Genomic DNA, 16,792 nt, shown 5'->3' with positions numbered 1-16,792 from the left:
AATCCGCAATAATACTTAATCATTTTGAGGGATTAAACCTGTCGCTACCTGCGTTAAAAATTTCTGATTTAGAACAACTAAATAACGAAATTTTTGCCTTGTTATCAACGAGGTTTTATTGCCTCAAAATAGACCACTTTATTAAGCGAATTGGTATAACTTTAACACAAATATTTAAATTAGAAGGAATTTGCCAGTATTAAAACAATTAAAAAGAAAAAAGTATGATAAAAAATGAGCATAAAAAACGAGCCATTTGTGGGCTCGTTTTTAATTTAAACAAAAGCTAATAACTAAAGGTTATTATTCTGGTTCATAGCCCAAATTAGGCGACAACCAACGCTCAGCTTCTGCAAGAGTCATGTTGGTACGCTTAGCGTAATCTTCAACCTGATCTTTTTGAATTTGCGCCACTGCGTAGTACTTAGCTTCAGGGTGAGAGAAATACCAACCAGAAACCGCCGCACCCGGCCACATTGCGTATGAACTTGTTAGTTTCATGCCGATACGCTTTTCGGTATTAAGTAACTGCCAGATTTTCTTCTTCTCTGTATGTTCAGGACAAGCCGGGTAACCTGGCGCTGGGCGAATACCTTGGTAGTTTTCACGAATAAGTTCATCATTCGATAGGTTTTCATCTACCGCATAGCCCCAATACTCTTTACGTACTTGCTCATGCAAATATTCAGCAAACGCTTCTGCTAAACGGTCAGCAACGGCTTTAACCATGATCTTATTGTAATCATCTTGCTTAGCATCGAAGGCATCGGCAAGGTCGTCTTCTTCAAGACCACCAGTAACCGCAAACGCACCAAAGTAATCTGGGGTGCCTTTAGGCGCTATATAATCAGCTAAACAGTAGTTAGCAAACTCGGTTTTTTCAGTTTGCTGACGTAAATGACACGATGTAGTTAAAAGCGTTGTACGCGATTCATCGGTGTAAATCTCAATATCATCCCCTACTCGGTTTGCAGGGAATAAACCAATGACACCTAGAGGTTGTAGTGCACCTGATTGCTCTAGCTCATCAAGCATTGCATTAGCATCTGCGAATAAGCTTTTAGCCTGTTCACCCACAATTTCATCTTCAAGAATACGTGGATACTTACCAGCGATTGACCACGTCATGAAATAAGGTGTCCAGTCGATGTACTGTCTTAACGTCGCAATCGAAACATTTTTAAATTCAGTCACACCTAGCTTTTTCGGCACAGGTGGTGTGTAGTTGTCCCAATCCAATTTTACTGCGTTGTCACGAGCACGCTGTAAAGTAACTGGTTTTGAGCGTGGCTTTTTACGCGCTTGTTGTTCACGTACTTTTTCATACTCAGCCTTGGTTTTCTCTAAAAATGCCGGCTTTAACTCTTTTGACAATAAATTAGAAACCACACCCACAGCGCGGCTGGCGTTATTGACATAAACCACACCTTTATCATACTGAGGCTCAATTTTAACCGCGGTATGCGCTTTAGAGGTTGTTGCACCACCAATCAGTAGCGGTAATTCAAAACCACGACGGGTCATTTCTTTGGCAACATGCACCATTTCATCAAGGGATGGGGTAATAAGCCCTGATAAACCAATAATATCGGCTTTTTCGTCAATGGCGGTTTGCAAAATTTTCTCTGCAGGCACCATCACACCAAGGTCGATAACCTCGTAGTTATTACATTGCAGTACCACGCCTACGATATTTTTACCAATGTCGTGTACGTCGCCCTTAACGGTTGCCATAACCACTTTACCATTGGTTGCGCCCTCTTCTTTTTCAGCTTCAATGAAAGGGTCAAGATAGGCAACGGCACGCTTCATTACACGAGCTGACTTAACAACCTGAGGTAAGAACATTTTACCCGCGCCGAATAGGTCACCAACGACGTTCATGCCGTCCATAAGCGGGCCTTCGATCACTTCGATAGGCTTAGCTTTGCCCTTGCGGCACTCTTCGGTATCTTCATCGATGTATTCGGTAATGCCTTTTACTAGCGCATGTTCAAGACGCTTTTCAACAGGCCAAGTACGCCATTCTAAATCTTCAACTTTTTCCGCTTGCGCCATACCTGAGTATTTGGGTGCAAGTTCAACTAGTCGCTCACCAGCACCTGGGTCGGTATTGAGGATCACATCTTCCACGGCTTTACGCAGCTCTAAAGGAATATCATCATAAACCGCTAATTGACCCGCATTTACAATGCCCATGTCCATACCCGCTTTAATCGCGTGGTATAAAAACACAGAGTGAATAGCTTCGCGTACTGGGTTATTACCACGGAACGAGAACGACACATTCGATACACCACCCGACACTTTACAGTGCGGTAAGCCTTGCTTAATTCGGCGCGTACCTTCGATAAACTCAACCGCGTAGTTATCGTGCTCTTCAATGCCCGTTGCAACAGCAAAAATGTTCGGGTCAAAAATAATGTCTTCAGGCGGAAAGCCAATATCTTCAACAAGAATTTTGTAGCTACGCAGACAAATCTCGAACTTACGATCAGCGGTTTCAGCTTGCCCTGTTTCATCAAACGCCATTACAACTGCTGCGGCACCAAAGCGTTTAATTAGCTTAGCTTGGCGGATGAACGGCTCTTCACCTTCTTTAAGTGAAATTGAGTTTACAATGGCTTTGCCTTGAATACATTTTAAGCCCGCTTCAATCACGTCCCATTTCGATGAGTCGACCATGATCGGTACTTTTGAGATATCAGGCTCTGAGGCAATTAAGTTTAAAAACTTTACCATCGCCGCTTTTGAGTCCAACATGGCTTCATCCATGTTGATATCAATCACTTGCGCGCCATTTTCTACCTGTTCACGGGCAACGTTAAGAGCGGTCTCGTAATCTTCTTCCATGATTAAGCGCTTAAACATAGCCGAACCAGTTACATTGGTACGCTCACCGACGTTAGTAAATACAGCAATTTGGTCAGTCATGTCGGTTTCCTAGTTTAAGTTACACGCTTCAAGGCCCGATAAGCGCATACGCACTTCAAGCTCTGGCAATTGACGTGGCTTAACACCACTCAGGCCTTTTGCAAACGCCTTAATATGAGCCGGTGTGGTGCCACAACAACCACCTACAATATTAATAAAGCCAGATTTACCCCAGTCGATAATTTCTTTTGCCATTTCAGGGGCTTCTAAATCATATTCACCAAACTCATTCGGTAAACCGGCATTGGGATGCACCGAGGTAAAGGTTTCGCAAACACGTGATAACTCTTCAACATATTGACGCAGTAAATCAGGGCCAAGGGCGCAGTTAAGGCCGATTGATAGCGGTTTAATATGGCGAATTGAGTTATAAAATGCTTCTGTGGTTTGTCCTGATAAAGTACGGCCTGAGGCATCGGTAATGGTGCCTGAGATCATCACCGGTAAACTACGACCAGCTTGCTCGAATGCTTCTTCTACGGCAAACGAAGCCGCTTTAGCATTAAGGGTATCAAAGATGGTTTCTATTAAAATAAGGTCAGCCCCACCTTCCATCAGTGCCAGTGTCGACTCAACATACGCAGCCACCAGCTTATCAAAGTTGATATTACGGTAACCCGGGTCGTTTACATCTGGAGAGATAGAGCAGGTTTTTGATGTTGGTCCAAGTACACCGGCTACATAACGCGGTTTGCTAGGATCGTTTGCTTCAAACTCATCACAGACGCTGCGTGCAAGTTTCGCTGATTCGAGGTTGATTTCGCGGCTAAGGCTCGCCATATCGTAATCTTCCATCGAAATAGTCGTGGCATTAAAGGTATTCGTTTCGATGATATCAGCCCCCGCCTCTAAATAGGCACGGTGAATATCCGCAATGATTTTTGGCTGAGTCAGGCTTAATAAATCGTTATTGCCTTTAATAAGTACATGCCAGTCTTTAAAGCGCTCACCGCGATAATCCTGTTCTTCTAATTTATGTTCTTGGATCATGGTGCCCATCGCGCCATCGAGGATTAAAATTCGCTGTTTTAGCGCCTCGGTTAATTGTTCGCGTTTATTCACTGCATTACTCGGCATAGTTGTTAGTCCTTACATCTTGGCTAACTAAGTTAATATCATACGGTGTAGTTTGGTACACATAATAGTTTAACCAATTCGAAAACAATAAAAAGGCATGGCTTTGCCAGGTCTTCGACGGTTCGTTGTCTGGGTTATCGTCTGGGAAGTAATTTTCTGGCTTAGGTGCATCCGCTGATTTTTCTTGGTCACGCAAATACTCCCCTTTAAGGGTATGTGCATCGTACTCTGGATGGCCCGTAATATACACTTGGCTGCCTGATTTATTTTTAATTAAGTAGGCACCTACTCGCTCAGAACCAGCTAATACCACCAAATCATCGCAGGCAGTGATCTTGTCGATATCAATATGACCATAGCGAGAGTGTGGCACTAAAAAGGTATCATCAAAACCACGAGTGAGTGCTGCATGGTCAAAATAACTTTTATGGGTAAATACGCCGCTTAATTTATTTGGTTTAAGTTCGCGCTTAAGACCATAGTGATGATATAGACCCGCATGGGCCGCCCAACACGAAAACAGCGTAGACGTAACATGTTGCTCAGCCCAATCTAAAATAACTTTTAGCTCGTCCCAGTAAGCAACTTCGTCATACTCTAAATGAGCAAGCGGCGCCCCAGTGATAATCATGGCATCGTAGTTATTATCTTTCACTTCTGAAAAATAGCGATAAAACGTATCCATGTGCTGCTCAGAGTGACTACTGGTGCGGTGAGTATCTAAGCGCAACAGCTCAACATTAACTTGTAGCGGTGAATTAGCTAACAAGCGAATAAACTGCACTTCGGTTTCAACCTTGTTTGGCATTAAGTTTAAGATGGCCAAACGCATTGGGCGTATCTCTTGCGTTTTCGCGCGACTTTTTGGCATTACAAACACGTTTTCTTGGCGTAATTTTGCAATGGCTGGCAATTCATCTTTTACTGTAATGGGCATAGCTGGCTCCGAGCATACTTATCTGACTGCTAATTATGAACGGATAGTTAGAAATTTCAACCTCTAGATGTTTAGATGTCCAAATGAATTTTATTTGTTTGAAAGCAAAGCCCATAAAAGCCTGTTTCGTTGACGTATACGCGACAGAGCCTCTACAATATACGCTGTTAATTTTTCTTATAAATTGAAGGCTCCTTTCATGGTGTTACCAGATAAGTTTATATTCTCGATGAGTCGAGTTTCTAAGGTTGTGCCACCTAAGCGCACTATCTTAAAAGATATTTCTTTACACTTTTTCCCAGGCGCAAAAATTGGTGTACTAGGTCTAAACGGTGCAGGTAAATCAACGTTACTTCGCATTATGGCTGGTGTTGACCAAGACTTTGAAGGTGAAGCTCGCCCTCAACCAGGCACTAAAATCGGTTACTTACCGCAAGAACCCGTGCTAGACGAGAACAAAACAGTTCGCGAAACAGTAGAAGAAGCAGTAAGCGAAGTTAAAAATGCACTTAATCGTCTTGATGAAGTATACAACGAGTATGCAATGGACGGTGCTGACTTCGATGCACTTGCGAAAGAGCAAGGTGAACTTGAAGCTATCATCCAAGCACACGATGGTCACAATATCGACAACGTGTTAGAGCGTGCAGCTGATGCATTACGTCTTCCACCTTGGGATGCAAAAATTGAACACCTTTCGGGTGGTGAGCGTCGCCGTGTTGCGATCTGTCGTTTACTACTTGAAAAACCAGATATGCTTATTCTTGACGAACCGACCAACCACTTAGACGCTGAGTCAGTTGCTTGGTTAGAGCGCTTCTTACACGACTACGAAGGTACCGTAGTTGCTGTAACCCACGACCGTTACTTCTTAGATAACGTAGCAGGTTGGATTTTAGAACTTGACCGTGGTGAAGGTATTCCTTGGGAAGGTAACTACTCATCGTGGCTTGAGCAAAAAGATTTACGTTTACAACAAGAACAGAAATCTGAAAAAGCACGTCAAAAATCAATCGCACAAGAACTTGAATGGGTTCGTTCAAATCCGAAAGGCCGTCAAGCTAAGTCTAAAGCACGTATGGCACAGTTCTCTGAGCTACAGCAAAACGATTACCAAAAGCGTAACGAAACGAATGAACTATTCATTCCACCGGGTCCACGCTTAGGTGACCAAGTTATCGAAGTGAAAGGCCTGAAGAAGAGTTTTGGCGATCGCGTATTAATCGATGACCTAAACTTTGCAATGCCGAAAGGCGCTATCGTAGGTATTATCGGTGCCAATGGTGCGGGTAAATCGACACTATTCAAAATGCTAAGTGGTGAAGAAACGCCAGATAGCGGTGAGATCATTGTTGGTGAAACCGTTGAACTTGCAACGGTTGATCAGTTCCGTGGCGACATGGACGAGAGCAACACGGTTTTCCAAGAAATCTCTAACGGTCAAGACGTATTGAAAATTGGTAACTTTGAATTCCCAAGCCGTGCCTATGTTGGCCGCTTTAACTTCAAAGGTAACGACCAACAAAAATTCGTTAAAGACTTATCAGGTGGTGAGCGAAACCGTTTACACCTAGCTAAGCTATTAAAAGCAGGTGGTAACGTATTACTACTGGATGAGCCAACCAATGACCTAGACGTTGAAACACTACGTGCACTTGAGAACGCTATTTTAGAGTTCCCTGGCTGTGTAATGTGTATCTCGCATGACCGTTGGTTCCTTGACCGTATTGCTACACATATTCTTGATTACCGTGACGAAGGCCAAATTAACTTCTTCGATGGTAACTACACAGAATACGAAGAGTGGTTGAAGAAAACCTTAGGCGCAGAAGCGGCACAACCTAAGCGTATTAAATACAAAAAAATTGGCTAATTAGCTGATACTTAAAAAGCCCCAACTTAGGGGCTTTTTTGTTGCAGTAAGCTTTACTATCACTCACTCCATTATGATCTATACTTATTAATACCAATTCGCTTAATTATGTAGTCAATTTTGAGGCAAGGAAACCTCGTTGATAGCAAGGCAAAAATTTCGTTATTTAGTTATGCTCGGCAATTGCTCCTGCATTGCTCTACCTTCTGCATCCATGCAGTCGTAAATCAGAAGTTTTTAACGCAGTTAGCGACAGGTTTAATCCCTCAAAATGATTAAGTATTATTAAGGATTGGTATACGTTAATAAAGTTGGAGATACAGCTATGAATGAACGCAGAGAGTTTTCGCGGGTATTATTTTATTGCCCTGCGATACTTCGCATTGAAGGTAACGACTATCACTGTCAGTTACTTGATCTATCTTTGCAAGGTGCGCTTATTACTAAAAGTGATTCATTTTTAGTGCCTATTCATAGTAAAGCTGACTTAATCTTTACCCTGCCAGAGTCATCAATCGAGATTAAAATGCAAGTGGAGCTATGTCATGTTGAGCATCAACATGCAGGCCTTCGCTGTGAACATATCGATATTGATAGTATTACTCACTTAAAACGGTTGATTGAGCTAAATCTGGGTGATGAAGCATTATTACATCGCGAGTTAGGCCATTTAATTCACGCGCCAGAGTAAACTTTTATCGGTAGATTCGTTATGCTGTAGCAAATTCAGCTATTCAATGAGCTATGCAGTTAAATCCCCACTTACCCTTGGTGTATCACCCAAATTACTCGTTTAGTTTCGATCCTAACCATCGCTTTGTGATGAGTAAGTTTGCTTATTTATATGAGCATGTACAAAGCCTTGGATTAATAAATGATAACCTAACTCAACCACTGCTCGGCAGCCCTGAGCCTCTTGAATTAGTGCACTGCGAAAACTATATCCACGACCTTTGGCACAATCGATTAGATGAAAAAGCAATGCGCCGCATTGGCTTACCTTGGTCAAAAGAGCTAATGGCACGTACTTTTACCGCTCCTTTGGGCACCTTGCAAACGGCACGTTTAGCACTTAAACATGGTATTGCTTGCCACTTAGCTGGAGGCACTCACCATGCACATACTGATTTTGGTTCGGGCTATTGCATGGTAAACGACCTCGCGTTTACCAGTGAAACCCTGATAAAAAGTGGTGAAGTGACCAATGTACTTATTTTTGACTTAGATGTTCATCAAGGTGATGGTACCGCTGCGATGTTAGCGCATCAGCCTTATGCTTATACCTGCTCTATTCACTGTGAGAAGAATTTTCCGTTTCGCAAATCAGCCAGTGATTTAGACATAGGTTTAGCGCCGAATGTCGCTGATAGTGAATACTTAGGCGTAGTTGACGATACGCTGAGTTATTTATTAAACACCTTAAACCCAGACTTAGTGCTTTATGATGCAGGTGTTGATGTTTGGCAGCAAGATGGTTTAGGGAAACTCGATATAAGCTGGCAAGGGATTGAGCAACGCGACCATTTAGTTCTCAAGCGTTGCCTTGAGCACAATGTGCCTGTCGCAACAGTAATTGGAGGTGGTTATGATAAGGACCATCGCCGTTTAGCGGCTCGTCATGGCATTGTGGTAGAGCAAGCTGCCCGCTTTTAAAAACGATAAAGAAAAAAGGCCCGGAGGAGACTTCCGGGCCTTTGCTACTGTAACATTGGGATATGTTAGCAACTTTTTTCTAAGTTAAAACAAGTAGCTGTGGAGCTACTGAATGGTAATCTAAAGCCATCGCTATGCTCAAAACCGTGATGTTTACAATTGAAAAAGCAAACACTTGGCGCGCCCACCCGCTTACATCAATATTGCGACGATAGCCACGGAGCGCCATTAGCAACCACCAAAAACTCGTTGTACAGGCTACAGCCATAAAGGCTAAACCTGTATAACCACTAATGGTTAATAACATCACAACCAACGCATACACGGCGATATATAAAACAATGTGATGCTTTGCCTTCTCGATCCCCTGCGCTACAGGTAACACGGGAATTCTGGCCGCTTGGTAGTCGTTATAACGAAAGATTGCAATTGCATATGAATGAGGCATTTGCCATAGACTAAACATGACCAATAAAATCACAGCACCGGCATCAAACTGCCCAGTCACGGCACAATAACCCACAACAGGCGGTACTGCGCCAGATAAACTACCTACAAAGGTGCCATACACAGAACGACGTTTCATATATAAGCTGTACACACCTACGTAGATGACGTAACCAAAAGTAGCAAATAAGAGTGCCACTACGTTGGTATACACAGCTAATAAACCGAAACCAATAACACCAAGCACGATGCCATGTGCCATAGCCGCCTTTGCTGACATTTCGCCAGTCACTGTGACGCGTTTGCGAGTGCGCGCCATAGCAACATCAATATCACGATCAATTACGTTATTAATCGCGCATCCTGATGCCACTACTAAAGATAACCCTAGCAAGGTTGCGATCATTAACCATGGGTCAATGTCACCACGAGAGGCTAGCAAGAATCCCCCCGCGACAGAAATCAAATTACCCATGATAATGCCAGGTTTAGTGACATTTAAATAACGTCGAAACACTTCCTCGACTCCTCTAATTTTCAGCACAAACGCAATATTACGAAAGAAACTAGTTAGTAACAGACTGTAAGAACTGGAGACACAACCTCAGACTAACCAGCTCCTTTCGTAAATCTTTTTACCAATTACAAAGTAATTGTTATTAGTACATCATCATGGCGTTCGATTCGTAGATGATCCACACCGACAAACCAACCACCATCACGATGATTAAAGCACTAAAGATAAACGACATTGAACTTGCTTTGCCGTCTTCAGTTTTGAAGTTTAGGTGTAAGAAATATTTCAAATGCACCCAAATTTGCACAATTGCCATGCTCACGATGCACCATACGGTGGTCGTTTTAGAAAACGAACCACTCATTACAGCCCAAAATGGAATAGCCGTTAAAATCACTGACAATACGAAACCAATTAAATAGTCTTTAACGCTGCCATGTGATTGCTCATTATGTGCGTGTACTTCTAAGTTATTAATTACATGTGATTCACTGTGACTCATTACATTGCTCCCATTAAATAAACAACGGTAAATACACAGATCCACACCACATCTAAGAAGTGCCAGAATAAGCTTAAACAACTTAGGCGTGTCACTGTTTGTGGGTTTAAACCACGGCGAATAACTTCAATCATCATTACCGTCATCCAAATTAGACCCGCAGTAACGTGAAGACCGTGTAAGCCCACTAAAGAGAAAAACGATGTTAAAAAGGCACTTTGTTGTGGGCCATTACCGTGTGCAATTAGGTGATGGAATTCATACACTTCCATACCAATGAACACAGCGCCAAAAGCAAAGGTAACCAGCAACCAAGTTAACGTAGCCGCCTTTTTCTGCCCGTGAGCAGAGATCATCGCAAAGCCAAATGTGATACTACTAAGTAGTAGTGCTGCGGTTTCAACCGCCACAAAATCAAGTTCAAAAATGTCTTTACCCGACACACCGCCAGCAGTGTTCATGAACAATACTGCGTAGGTTGCAAAGAATGATGCAAACAGCAGACAGTCAGTCATAAGGTATAGCCAGAAGCCAAATACGGTGTTACCACCTGTATCGTGGTGATCATGGTCATGTGCATCGACATGACCGTGTGCGCCGTTTAAGGTGTCTAGTCCAGCAGGAATGGCACTCATGCATTCACCTCCTTCGTAGCGGCTGTATTGTGAGCCGTTTCTAGTTCAACAATTTCATCTGGTTGCACGTAGTAATCTACATCGCTGGTGTAACAACGCTTGATGAATACAACGATAGCACCCAGTAAACCAAAGGCTGCAAGCCACCAAATGTGCCAAATCATGGCAAAACAGAAGGTTGTTATACCTGCGCTCATTAACACACCTGCCGGTGTATTTTTTGGCATGTGAATTGGGCTATAAGACGCTTCTTGTTTGTAAGCTAGGCCTTTTTCTTTCATGTCTGTCCACGCATCGATGTCATCAATATGTGGGATTTTTGCAAAGTTGTAGTACTGCGGAGGAGAAGCAGATGCCCACTCAAGAGTATGACCATTCCACGGATCGCCCGTTGTATCATCAAGTTGCTCGCGGTTTTTGAAGCTCACTACAAGTTGTACAACTTGGAATAAGATACCGAACAGAATGATTACCGCACCGCCAGCTGCAATGTATAACCAGATATTCCAATCAGGGTTGTTAGTGTGGTTTAAGCGACGTGTCATACCTAAGAAACCAAGTACGTATAACGGCATGAATGCCACGAAGAAACCAATTAACCAACACCAGAAAGACTTTCTGCCCCAGCTTTCATCAAGCTTGAAGCCCATTGCTTTAGGGAACCAGTAAGCAAAACCTGCTAAGTAACCAAATACCGCACCACCAATAATAGTGTTATGGAAGTGAGCGATTAAGAATAAGCTGTTATGTAATACGTAGTCAGCACCTGGAATTGCAAGTAGAACACCCGTCATACCACCGATAGTGAACGTCACCATAAAACCCAAAGTCCAAAGGACAGGCACAGTAATACGTAAACGACCACGATACATAGTGAACAGCCAGTTAAACAACTTAACCCCGGTCGGTACTGCAATAACCATGGTCATAACACCAAAGAAGGCATTAACGTTAGCGCTTGAACCCATCGTAAAGAAGTGATGAAGCCAAACGATGAAACCTAAAATTGAAATTGCACCACTTGCGTAAACCATCGACTTATAACCAAACAGACGTTTACCCGCAAACGTAGAGATTACTTCTGAGAAAATACCAAACGCAGGTAAGATCAGAATGTAAACTTCAGGGTGACCCCATGCCCAGAATAAGTTGATGTACATCATCGCGTTACCGCCAGCCGCATTCGTAAAGAAGTGGAAGTCTAGGTAACGGTCAAGGGTAAGCATTGCCAGTACCGCTGTTAAAATAGGGAACGATGCTGCAACTAAGATATTTGCCCATGTACATGTCCATGTGAAAATTGGCATTTTCATCAATGTCATGCCTGGCGCACGCATCTTAAATACGGTTGCTAAGAAGTTTACCGCTGTTAATAAGGTACCCAAGCCGGATATCTGCAAGGCCCAAATATAGTAATCGACCCCGACACCTGGACTGAATGACAATTCAGACAACGGTGGATATGCAACCCAACCCGTTTTTGCAAACTCACCAAAGAATAATGAGATATTGATAAGAATTGCACCGCCAGCAGTTAACCAAAAGCTAAGGTTATTTAAGAATGGGAATGCAACATCACGAGCACCAATTTGCAGAGGTAAAATGATGTTCATTAAACCAATCATAAACGGCATCGCCATAAAGATGATCATGATCACCCCATGCGCCGTAAAGATTTGGTCATAATGCTCTGGTGGTAAGTAACCACTTGCACCGCCAGTAGCCATTGCTAATTGCAGTCGCATCATAATAGCATCCGCGAAACCACGGAAAAGCATGATAAGCGCAAGAATGATGTACATAACACCTAAACGCTTATGGTCAATTGAGGTGATCCAGTCGTGCCAAATCACGCCCCATTTTTTATATTTTGTTACTAAGCCTGCCACTAACAGACCTAAGACAGCAACGACCGCCATGGTAACCATGATAATTGGTTCATGGTACGGGATTGCGTCTAATGTTAATTTACCTAACAACGACATGATTATTCCTCGTCCTCGCTGTGCTTCTTGTGAGCAGAGTGCTCAGGCATAGCGTGTTGCATTGCAGCGTGTGAGCCATGCGCTTGCATATATTTCATTACGATTGAATGGAACATATCTTTATCTACGCTGGCATAGTATTTAACTGGGTCGTATTCACTTGGTTTTGCAAGCTCAACATAGCTTTGCTTAGTCAGTGCAGAGCCGGTGTTTTTCACTTTGTTAACCCATGCATCGAAATCAGCTTCAGTGGCTGTTGCAATGGCATCGAACTTCATACCAGTAAAACCTGCGCCGCTGTAGTTAGCAGAGAAACCTTTAAAAGTACCAGGCTCATCAGCGATTAGGTGAAGCTTTGTTTCCATGCCGGCCATTGAGTAAATTTGGCTACCAAGCTGTGGGATGAAAAACGAGTTCATGGTGCTTTCAGAGGTGATCTTGTACTGCACTGGCACATTGGCAGGAAAAACAAGTTCATTTACTGTTGCGATACCTTGCTCTGGATAAATGAATAACCATTTCCAGTTCAGAGAAACAACTTCAACAGTAAGGTGCTTACCTTTACCTTCAAGTGGTTTATATGGGTCAAGTTGTTGTGTTGACTGCCATGTGATCACACCTAAAATCGCAACGATAATGATAGGAATGGTCCAAACTACAGCTTCAATCTTGGTAGAGTGCGCCCACTTTGGAGCGTAAATTTCTTGATCTCGTCCATCACGGTATTTCCATGCAAAATAAATTGTCATGGCAATAACTGGAATTACGACAATCAGCATTAACACCGTAGCTACGATAATTAAATACTTCTCGTCGACACCAATTTGACCTTTTGGATCGAGTACCCCGCCTTTACAGCCAGACAAAGCCAGCACTAAAGACGCTAGAGCAATATTACAAAGGTTTCGAATTGACAAAGGAATATCCTACAACCTAAAAGTTAACACTTGTCGAAATAAGTACACGACGCTTTTCTGCAACAGATGCTACAGATATCCCCTGCTGATTAACGAGCACGACACATCGACACGCTAAAAAGTGAGGGATTTTAGGTTGGCTGACTGAAATTTGGGCGTAAAAAGCCCACTAGGTGCTTAGTAAAGACAACTTAGTAAACGACTAAAATGGCTGAACTTAAGCAACAAAGCTTATTTACAGACAACCACTTACACGAGGAGGAGCACGACAGCCATGAGCGCTGTGTACTACTAAAGACTTTATCGTTTCACGCGCAGCGAAGGCCGCTTTACGTAAAATGACACCTGCACGACGCGCAGGGAAGAAATGGAAAACCAACCAGCATAGACCAATTAGTAACTGGCAAGACACCACTGGGTAAGCTAAAAAGCTCAAGACATTAAGTAATGGTGTTTCGTATAAAGCACCTTCGCTTAATAAGCTTCTTAGCCCGTGAGCATCTTCTAATGTACCGTTGATTAGCATGGCTGAATTAATCAGCAACAAGGCTAAAACTGACATTAATTCTTTACCAGCAAAAAACGCACGCGCAGCCAATTGCAATCTAGCTAAACTAGACTGTTTGACACCTTGTGACTGATTAATTGCTCGCAAAACTCACGCCTTTTATCGCTTTTACTGCATTTCAGGTAAGTGGCTTACCCTATTTTTTAATGCGGTAACATGATCTTCATCAATAAAGTTTCAGTAATTACTGAAATTTCGATGTGGAGTATAACAAAGTCAACAGACGGTACAAGTAGAATTTAACAGCGCAAGGTTAAGTGTTGTTTATCAATTTGATAACAAAACGTAAAAAATCAGTCTTTTTTTAAGCTAAGTAATTAAAATTAATACTGTATTTTATATAGCGAAAAGCAATGAAGAAAAAGAAAATAGCATAAAAATAGCGATTTAAAGCATACTTAGTCAGTAGCAATCGAAGCTTTATTACTGAACAAGGATTAGCCAAACAAGTTAAAATATAATATTCTTACAAATATCAAAATAAAGAATAAAAGAGATAATTATGCGCCAATACGCACTCGCCACAGCCCTTTTGGCATTGAGTAATACAACAATTGCAAAAACGATTGAAGATACCGCTGTAGCTGGCTTAGATAAACCTGCGATTTACTACGCCGATATAGAACCCCACTTAAAAAGCGCAGCAAAACACCCCAGCGTCGTATTAAAACAAATCGGCACCTCTTTCCAAGGACAGGCACTTAATTCTCTTAAAATCGGCACAGGCCCAATCAAAGTGATGATGTGGAGCCAAATGCACGGCGATGAAAATACAGCAACTGCCGCACTGATGGATTTTTTAAGCTTTATAACCGCAGATGAAAACGCACAATGGCTACAAAGCTGGCAACAGAAAATAACCCTTCTCATAATCCCGATGGTGAACCCAGACGGCGCTGCTGTTCAAACCCGCCATAATGCTCAAGGCATTGATTTAAATCGTGATGCAAAATCCCTTCGCACAAAAGAAGGACAAATACTCATGGCTGCAGCAAATGAATTCAAACCTGACTTCGGCTTTAATTTACATGATCAGAATGCATATTACGGTGCAGGTAAAATGGGAAAACAAACCTCTATTTCAGTGCTAGCACCTGCCTATAATGAAGCAAGAGAAGTAAATAAAATTCGTGGTGAGACTATGCAGTTTATTGCTCATTTAGCCAAAACGGTTGAAACCATGATCCCAGGGCACTTGGGGAAGTACAACGACAGTTACTCTTACCGTAGTTTTGGTGATACTTTTTCAGAAAAAGGTATCCGAACTATATTAATTGAATCAGGTGCTTACCCAAACGACCCAAACCGACAAATAGCCCGTAAAGTTAACCGTGTTTTATATAAAAAGACCATTGATTCAATAACTTCGGGAGAGTGGCAAAGCGCTAAAATAGCCCAGTATCACGCCATTCCATTTAATGCTAAAGACAATTGGGTAGACTTACTAATAGACGATGTAACTGTAAAGAGTGAGCTAGGTGATTACCAGATAGATATTGCAGTCAATAACAAAGGACAGTCACCCACAATTAAAGAATTGGGTGATATAAGCAGTATCCGTCAAGGTTACACGAGTTTGGATGCAAGCAGCCTAAGCTTTAGAACCGGTAACAGTTTTGTTTTAAATGAGTCGTTGACGCTTACAGAAAGTAAATATAAAGCGCTTTTAAAACAAGGGTACAATTGCTTTTCTGGCGACATTAGTATGCTAGATAACGCTACAACATGGCCTGTATACGCGTGCAAAAGTGTATTCACATCAATACCTTCACTTCATGCACCTGCCGCCTTTTTCTTACAAGCAAACGGTAAAAATAAGTACGCTATTTTAGGGGCTGAGTTAATCAATTTAGAATAAACACGATTTGGAAAGACAGGCACTGTTAAAAGTGCCTGCTAAACCTTCAAAGACCTTAGATTATTTGATCTAAAATATTCGTTCCGCAGGCAACCTACCCTATTGGCTTAATACGCAAATAAAAACCAGGATAAAAGGTATAGCTATCTGCGAATGGAAAGTACAAGAGTGCAGCAATAATTTACAAAAATTAAAAGAGATTTATTTTAAAGCTTAGCTAGCAAGTAATAACTTACAGCTTGTTAGGTTACTTCGTCGCTTACGGGCAGTTTTACTGCAATAACGTTCAATAGCCCCAGCTCTACCTGCAGCTCCATGAAATAAATTTTCAAACTGAGTTGTTAGTGTTAACCATTTTTTCGGTTCGAAATTCAGCCTTTCAAGAATAGGAGGTAAATGATGCTCTATATATCCGGGCTTATCCGTACAAATACAACGCCCAGTTTGCTCGACCAGTAACAGGTATGACTTTAACTCAAAAGGTATTCCCTTTGATTTATACTCACTCATCCCACCAACAAAACGAGCTAGTAACTTAGGTTGTTTTGAATCCTTTACGCTTTGGCATCGCTTTTTAAAACTTGTATAGTTAGATTGTTCAGGCGATCTCGCGACCTTTGCACGAACAGGGTTTAAATCAACATAGGCCATGCATGCTAATAGAGCAGGTTCATCAAGGAGCGCCTGGCTTTTGAAACGCCCCTCCCAAAAGTGCCCCGTGCACTCGTCTTCTTTATTTGCACGTCTGGCAATATATTCATTTAGCATTCGCATGAACCAACTAATACTCGAAAGGCGCGCTCTGTATTCAGTAACCTCTTTATTTAAGAAGACTTGTTGGCCGTCACTTAACGGCTGACCATGAAGGAATTTTTGACCTAAAGGCGTT

At 42.2% G+C, this 16,792-nt stretch carries 15 protein-coding genes; 5 read left to right on the top strand and 10 right to left on the bottom strand.

Annotated elements, in window-relative coordinates; genetic code table 11:
* Positions 1–203 (top strand): hypothetical protein (locus CWC28_RS22290; protein WP_349304081.1); only part of this gene is annotated, 203 nt, incomplete at its 5' end.
* Between the two features lie 100 nt (positions 204–303).
* Here CWC28_RS22290 and metH read toward each other — a convergent pair.
* Genes metH through CWC28_RS20080 form a run of 3 tightly spaced genes read right to left on the bottom strand, consistent with a single transcriptional unit; the run spans position 304 to position 4,948 of the window.
* Positions 304–2,934: a methionine synthase gene (gene metH / locus CWC28_RS20090; protein WP_138625663.1), complete on the bottom strand. Its 2,631-nt coding sequence runs from the start codon at positions 2,932–2,934 to the stop codon at positions 304–306.
* A 9-nt stretch (positions 2,935–2,943) separates the two neighbouring features.
* Positions 2,944–4,011, bottom strand: a complete 1,068-nt coding sequence (locus tag CWC28_RS20085; protein ID WP_063706335.1) for a homocysteine S-methyltransferase family protein — start codon at positions 4,009–4,011, stop codon at positions 2,944–2,946.
* Entirely contained in the window at positions 4,001–4,948 is a 948-nt protein-coding gene (locus CWC28_RS20080) for a homoserine O-succinyltransferase (RefSeq protein WP_063706332.1), read from the bottom strand. Before CWC28_RS20080 ends, CWC28_RS20085 begins: the two co-directional genes overlap by 11 nt.
* 199 nt (positions 4,949–5,147) lie before the next feature.
* Between CWC28_RS20080 and ettA the strand changes: the two genes are divergently transcribed.
* From ettA to CWC28_RS20065, 3 genes are all read left to right on the top strand, one after another.
* Positions 5,148–6,821: an energy-dependent translational throttle protein EttA gene (gene ettA, locus CWC28_RS20075; RefSeq protein WP_063706330.1), complete on the top strand. Its 1,674-nt coding sequence runs from the start codon at positions 5,148–5,150 to the stop codon at positions 6,819–6,821.
* Between the two features lie 325 nt (positions 6,822–7,146).
* Entirely contained in the window at positions 7,147–7,512 is a 366-nt protein-coding gene (locus CWC28_RS20070) for a PilZ domain-containing protein (protein ID WP_063706328.1), read from the top strand.
* Between the two features lie 53 nt (positions 7,513–7,565).
* Positions 7,566–8,474, top strand: a complete 909-nt coding sequence (locus CWC28_RS20065) for a histone deacetylase family protein (protein WP_063706325.1) — start codon at positions 7,566–7,568, stop codon at positions 8,472–8,474.
* Between the two features lie 79 nt (positions 8,475–8,553).
* Here the strand turns inward: CWC28_RS20065 and cyoE are convergent, their stop codons facing one another.
* The 6 genes from cyoE to CWC28_RS20035 form a co-directional block, all read right to left on the bottom strand.
* Entirely contained in the window at positions 8,554–9,438 is an 885-nt protein-coding gene (gene cyoE, locus CWC28_RS20060) for a heme o synthase (RefSeq protein WP_054554292.1), read from the bottom strand.
* Positions 9,439–9,580: 142 nt separating this feature from the next.
* A complete protein-coding gene (cyoD, locus tag CWC28_RS20055) occupies positions 9,581–9,940 on the bottom strand; it encodes a cytochrome o ubiquinol oxidase subunit IV (protein ID WP_063706320.1) in 360 nt (119 codons plus the stop codon).
* The gene (cyoC, locus tag CWC28_RS20050; RefSeq protein ID WP_105175298.1) at positions 9,940–10,575 is read right to left on the bottom strand and encodes a cytochrome o ubiquinol oxidase subunit III; all 636 of its coding nucleotides are present in this window, start codon (positions 10,573–10,575) and stop codon (positions 9,940–9,942) included. The genes cyoD and cyoC overlap by 1 nt, the downstream gene beginning before the upstream one ends.
* On the bottom strand, positions 10,572–12,560 hold the full coding sequence (gene cyoB, locus CWC28_RS20045) for a cytochrome o ubiquinol oxidase subunit I (RefSeq protein ID WP_105175299.1): 1,989 nt from the start codon (positions 12,558–12,560) through the stop codon (positions 10,572–10,574). The genes cyoC and cyoB overlap by 4 nt, the downstream gene beginning before the upstream one ends.
* A gap of 2 nt (positions 12,561–12,562) precedes the next feature.
* Positions 12,563–13,477, bottom strand: coding sequence for a ubiquinol oxidase subunit II (gene cyoA, locus CWC28_RS20040; protein ID WP_063706312.1), 915 nt, complete (start codon positions 13,475–13,477; stop codon positions 12,563–12,565).
* 235 nt (positions 13,478–13,712) lie between these two features.
* Positions 13,713–14,132 (bottom strand): hypothetical protein, encoded by a 420-nt coding sequence (locus tag CWC28_RS20035; protein ID WP_063706310.1) that lies wholly within the window; start codon positions 14,130–14,132, stop codon positions 13,713–13,715.
* A gap of 415 nt (positions 14,133–14,547) precedes the next feature.
* Between CWC28_RS20035 and CWC28_RS20030 the strand changes: the two genes are divergently transcribed.
* Positions 14,548–15,903, top strand: coding sequence for a M14 family zinc carboxypeptidase (locus tag CWC28_RS20030; RefSeq protein ID WP_063706308.1), 1,356 nt, complete (start codon positions 14,548–14,550; stop codon positions 15,901–15,903).
* A 213-nt stretch (positions 15,904–16,116) separates the two neighbouring features.
* Here CWC28_RS20030 and CWC28_RS21970 read toward each other — a convergent pair.
* Positions 16,117–16,792, bottom strand: a 676-nt coding sequence (locus tag CWC28_RS21970; RefSeq protein WP_171038328.1) for a transposase, incomplete at its 5' end; no start/stop codon positions are given.

This window comes from Pseudoalteromonas sp. S4492 (assembly GCF_005886115.1).
Lineage (GTDB): Bacteria > Pseudomonadota > Gammaproteobacteria > Enterobacterales > Alteromonadaceae > Pseudoalteromonas > Pseudoalteromonas gelatinilytica.
Note: the sequence above shows the minus strand (reverse complement) of the source record. Positions and strands in the feature narration are given on the sequence as shown.

Bases quoted from the DNA above. Each gene is read 5' to 3' on its own strand.
- CWC28_RS20080 (WP_063706332.1), bottom strand. From the start codon at position 4,948: ATGCCCATTACAGTAAAAGATGAATTGCCAGCCATTGCAAAATTACGC.
- CWC28_RS20070 (WP_063706328.1), top strand. From the start codon at position 7,147: ATGAATGAACGCAGAGAGTTTTCGCGGGTATTATTTTATTGCCCTGCG.
- CWC28_RS20065 (WP_063706325.1), top strand. From the start codon at position 7,566: ATGCAGTTAAATCCCCACTTACCCTTGGTGTATCACCCAAATTACTCG.
- CWC28_RS20085 (WP_063706335.1), bottom strand. From the start codon at position 4,011: ATGCCGAGTAATGCAGTGAATAAACGCGAACAATTAACCGAGGCGCTA.
- cyoB (WP_105175299.1), bottom strand. From the start codon at position 12,560: ATGTCGTTGTTAGGTAAATTAACATTAGACGCAATCCCGTACCATGAA.
- cyoD (WP_063706320.1), bottom strand. From the start codon at position 9,940: ATGAGTCACAGTGAATCACATGTAATTAATAACTTAGAAGTACACGCA.
- metH (WP_138625663.1), bottom strand. From the start codon at position 2,934: ATGACTGACCAAATTGCTGTATTTACTAACGTCGGTGAGCGTACCAAT.
- ettA (WP_063706330.1), top strand. From the start codon at position 5,148: ATGGTGTTACCAGATAAGTTTATATTCTCGATGAGTCGAGTTTCTAAG.
- CWC28_RS20030 (WP_063706308.1), top strand. From the start codon at position 14,548: ATGCGCCAATACGCACTCGCCACAGCCCTTTTGGCATTGAGTAATACA.
- cyoC (WP_105175298.1), bottom strand. From the start codon at position 10,575: ATGAGTGCCATTCCTGCTGGACTAGACACCTTAAACGGCGCACACGGT.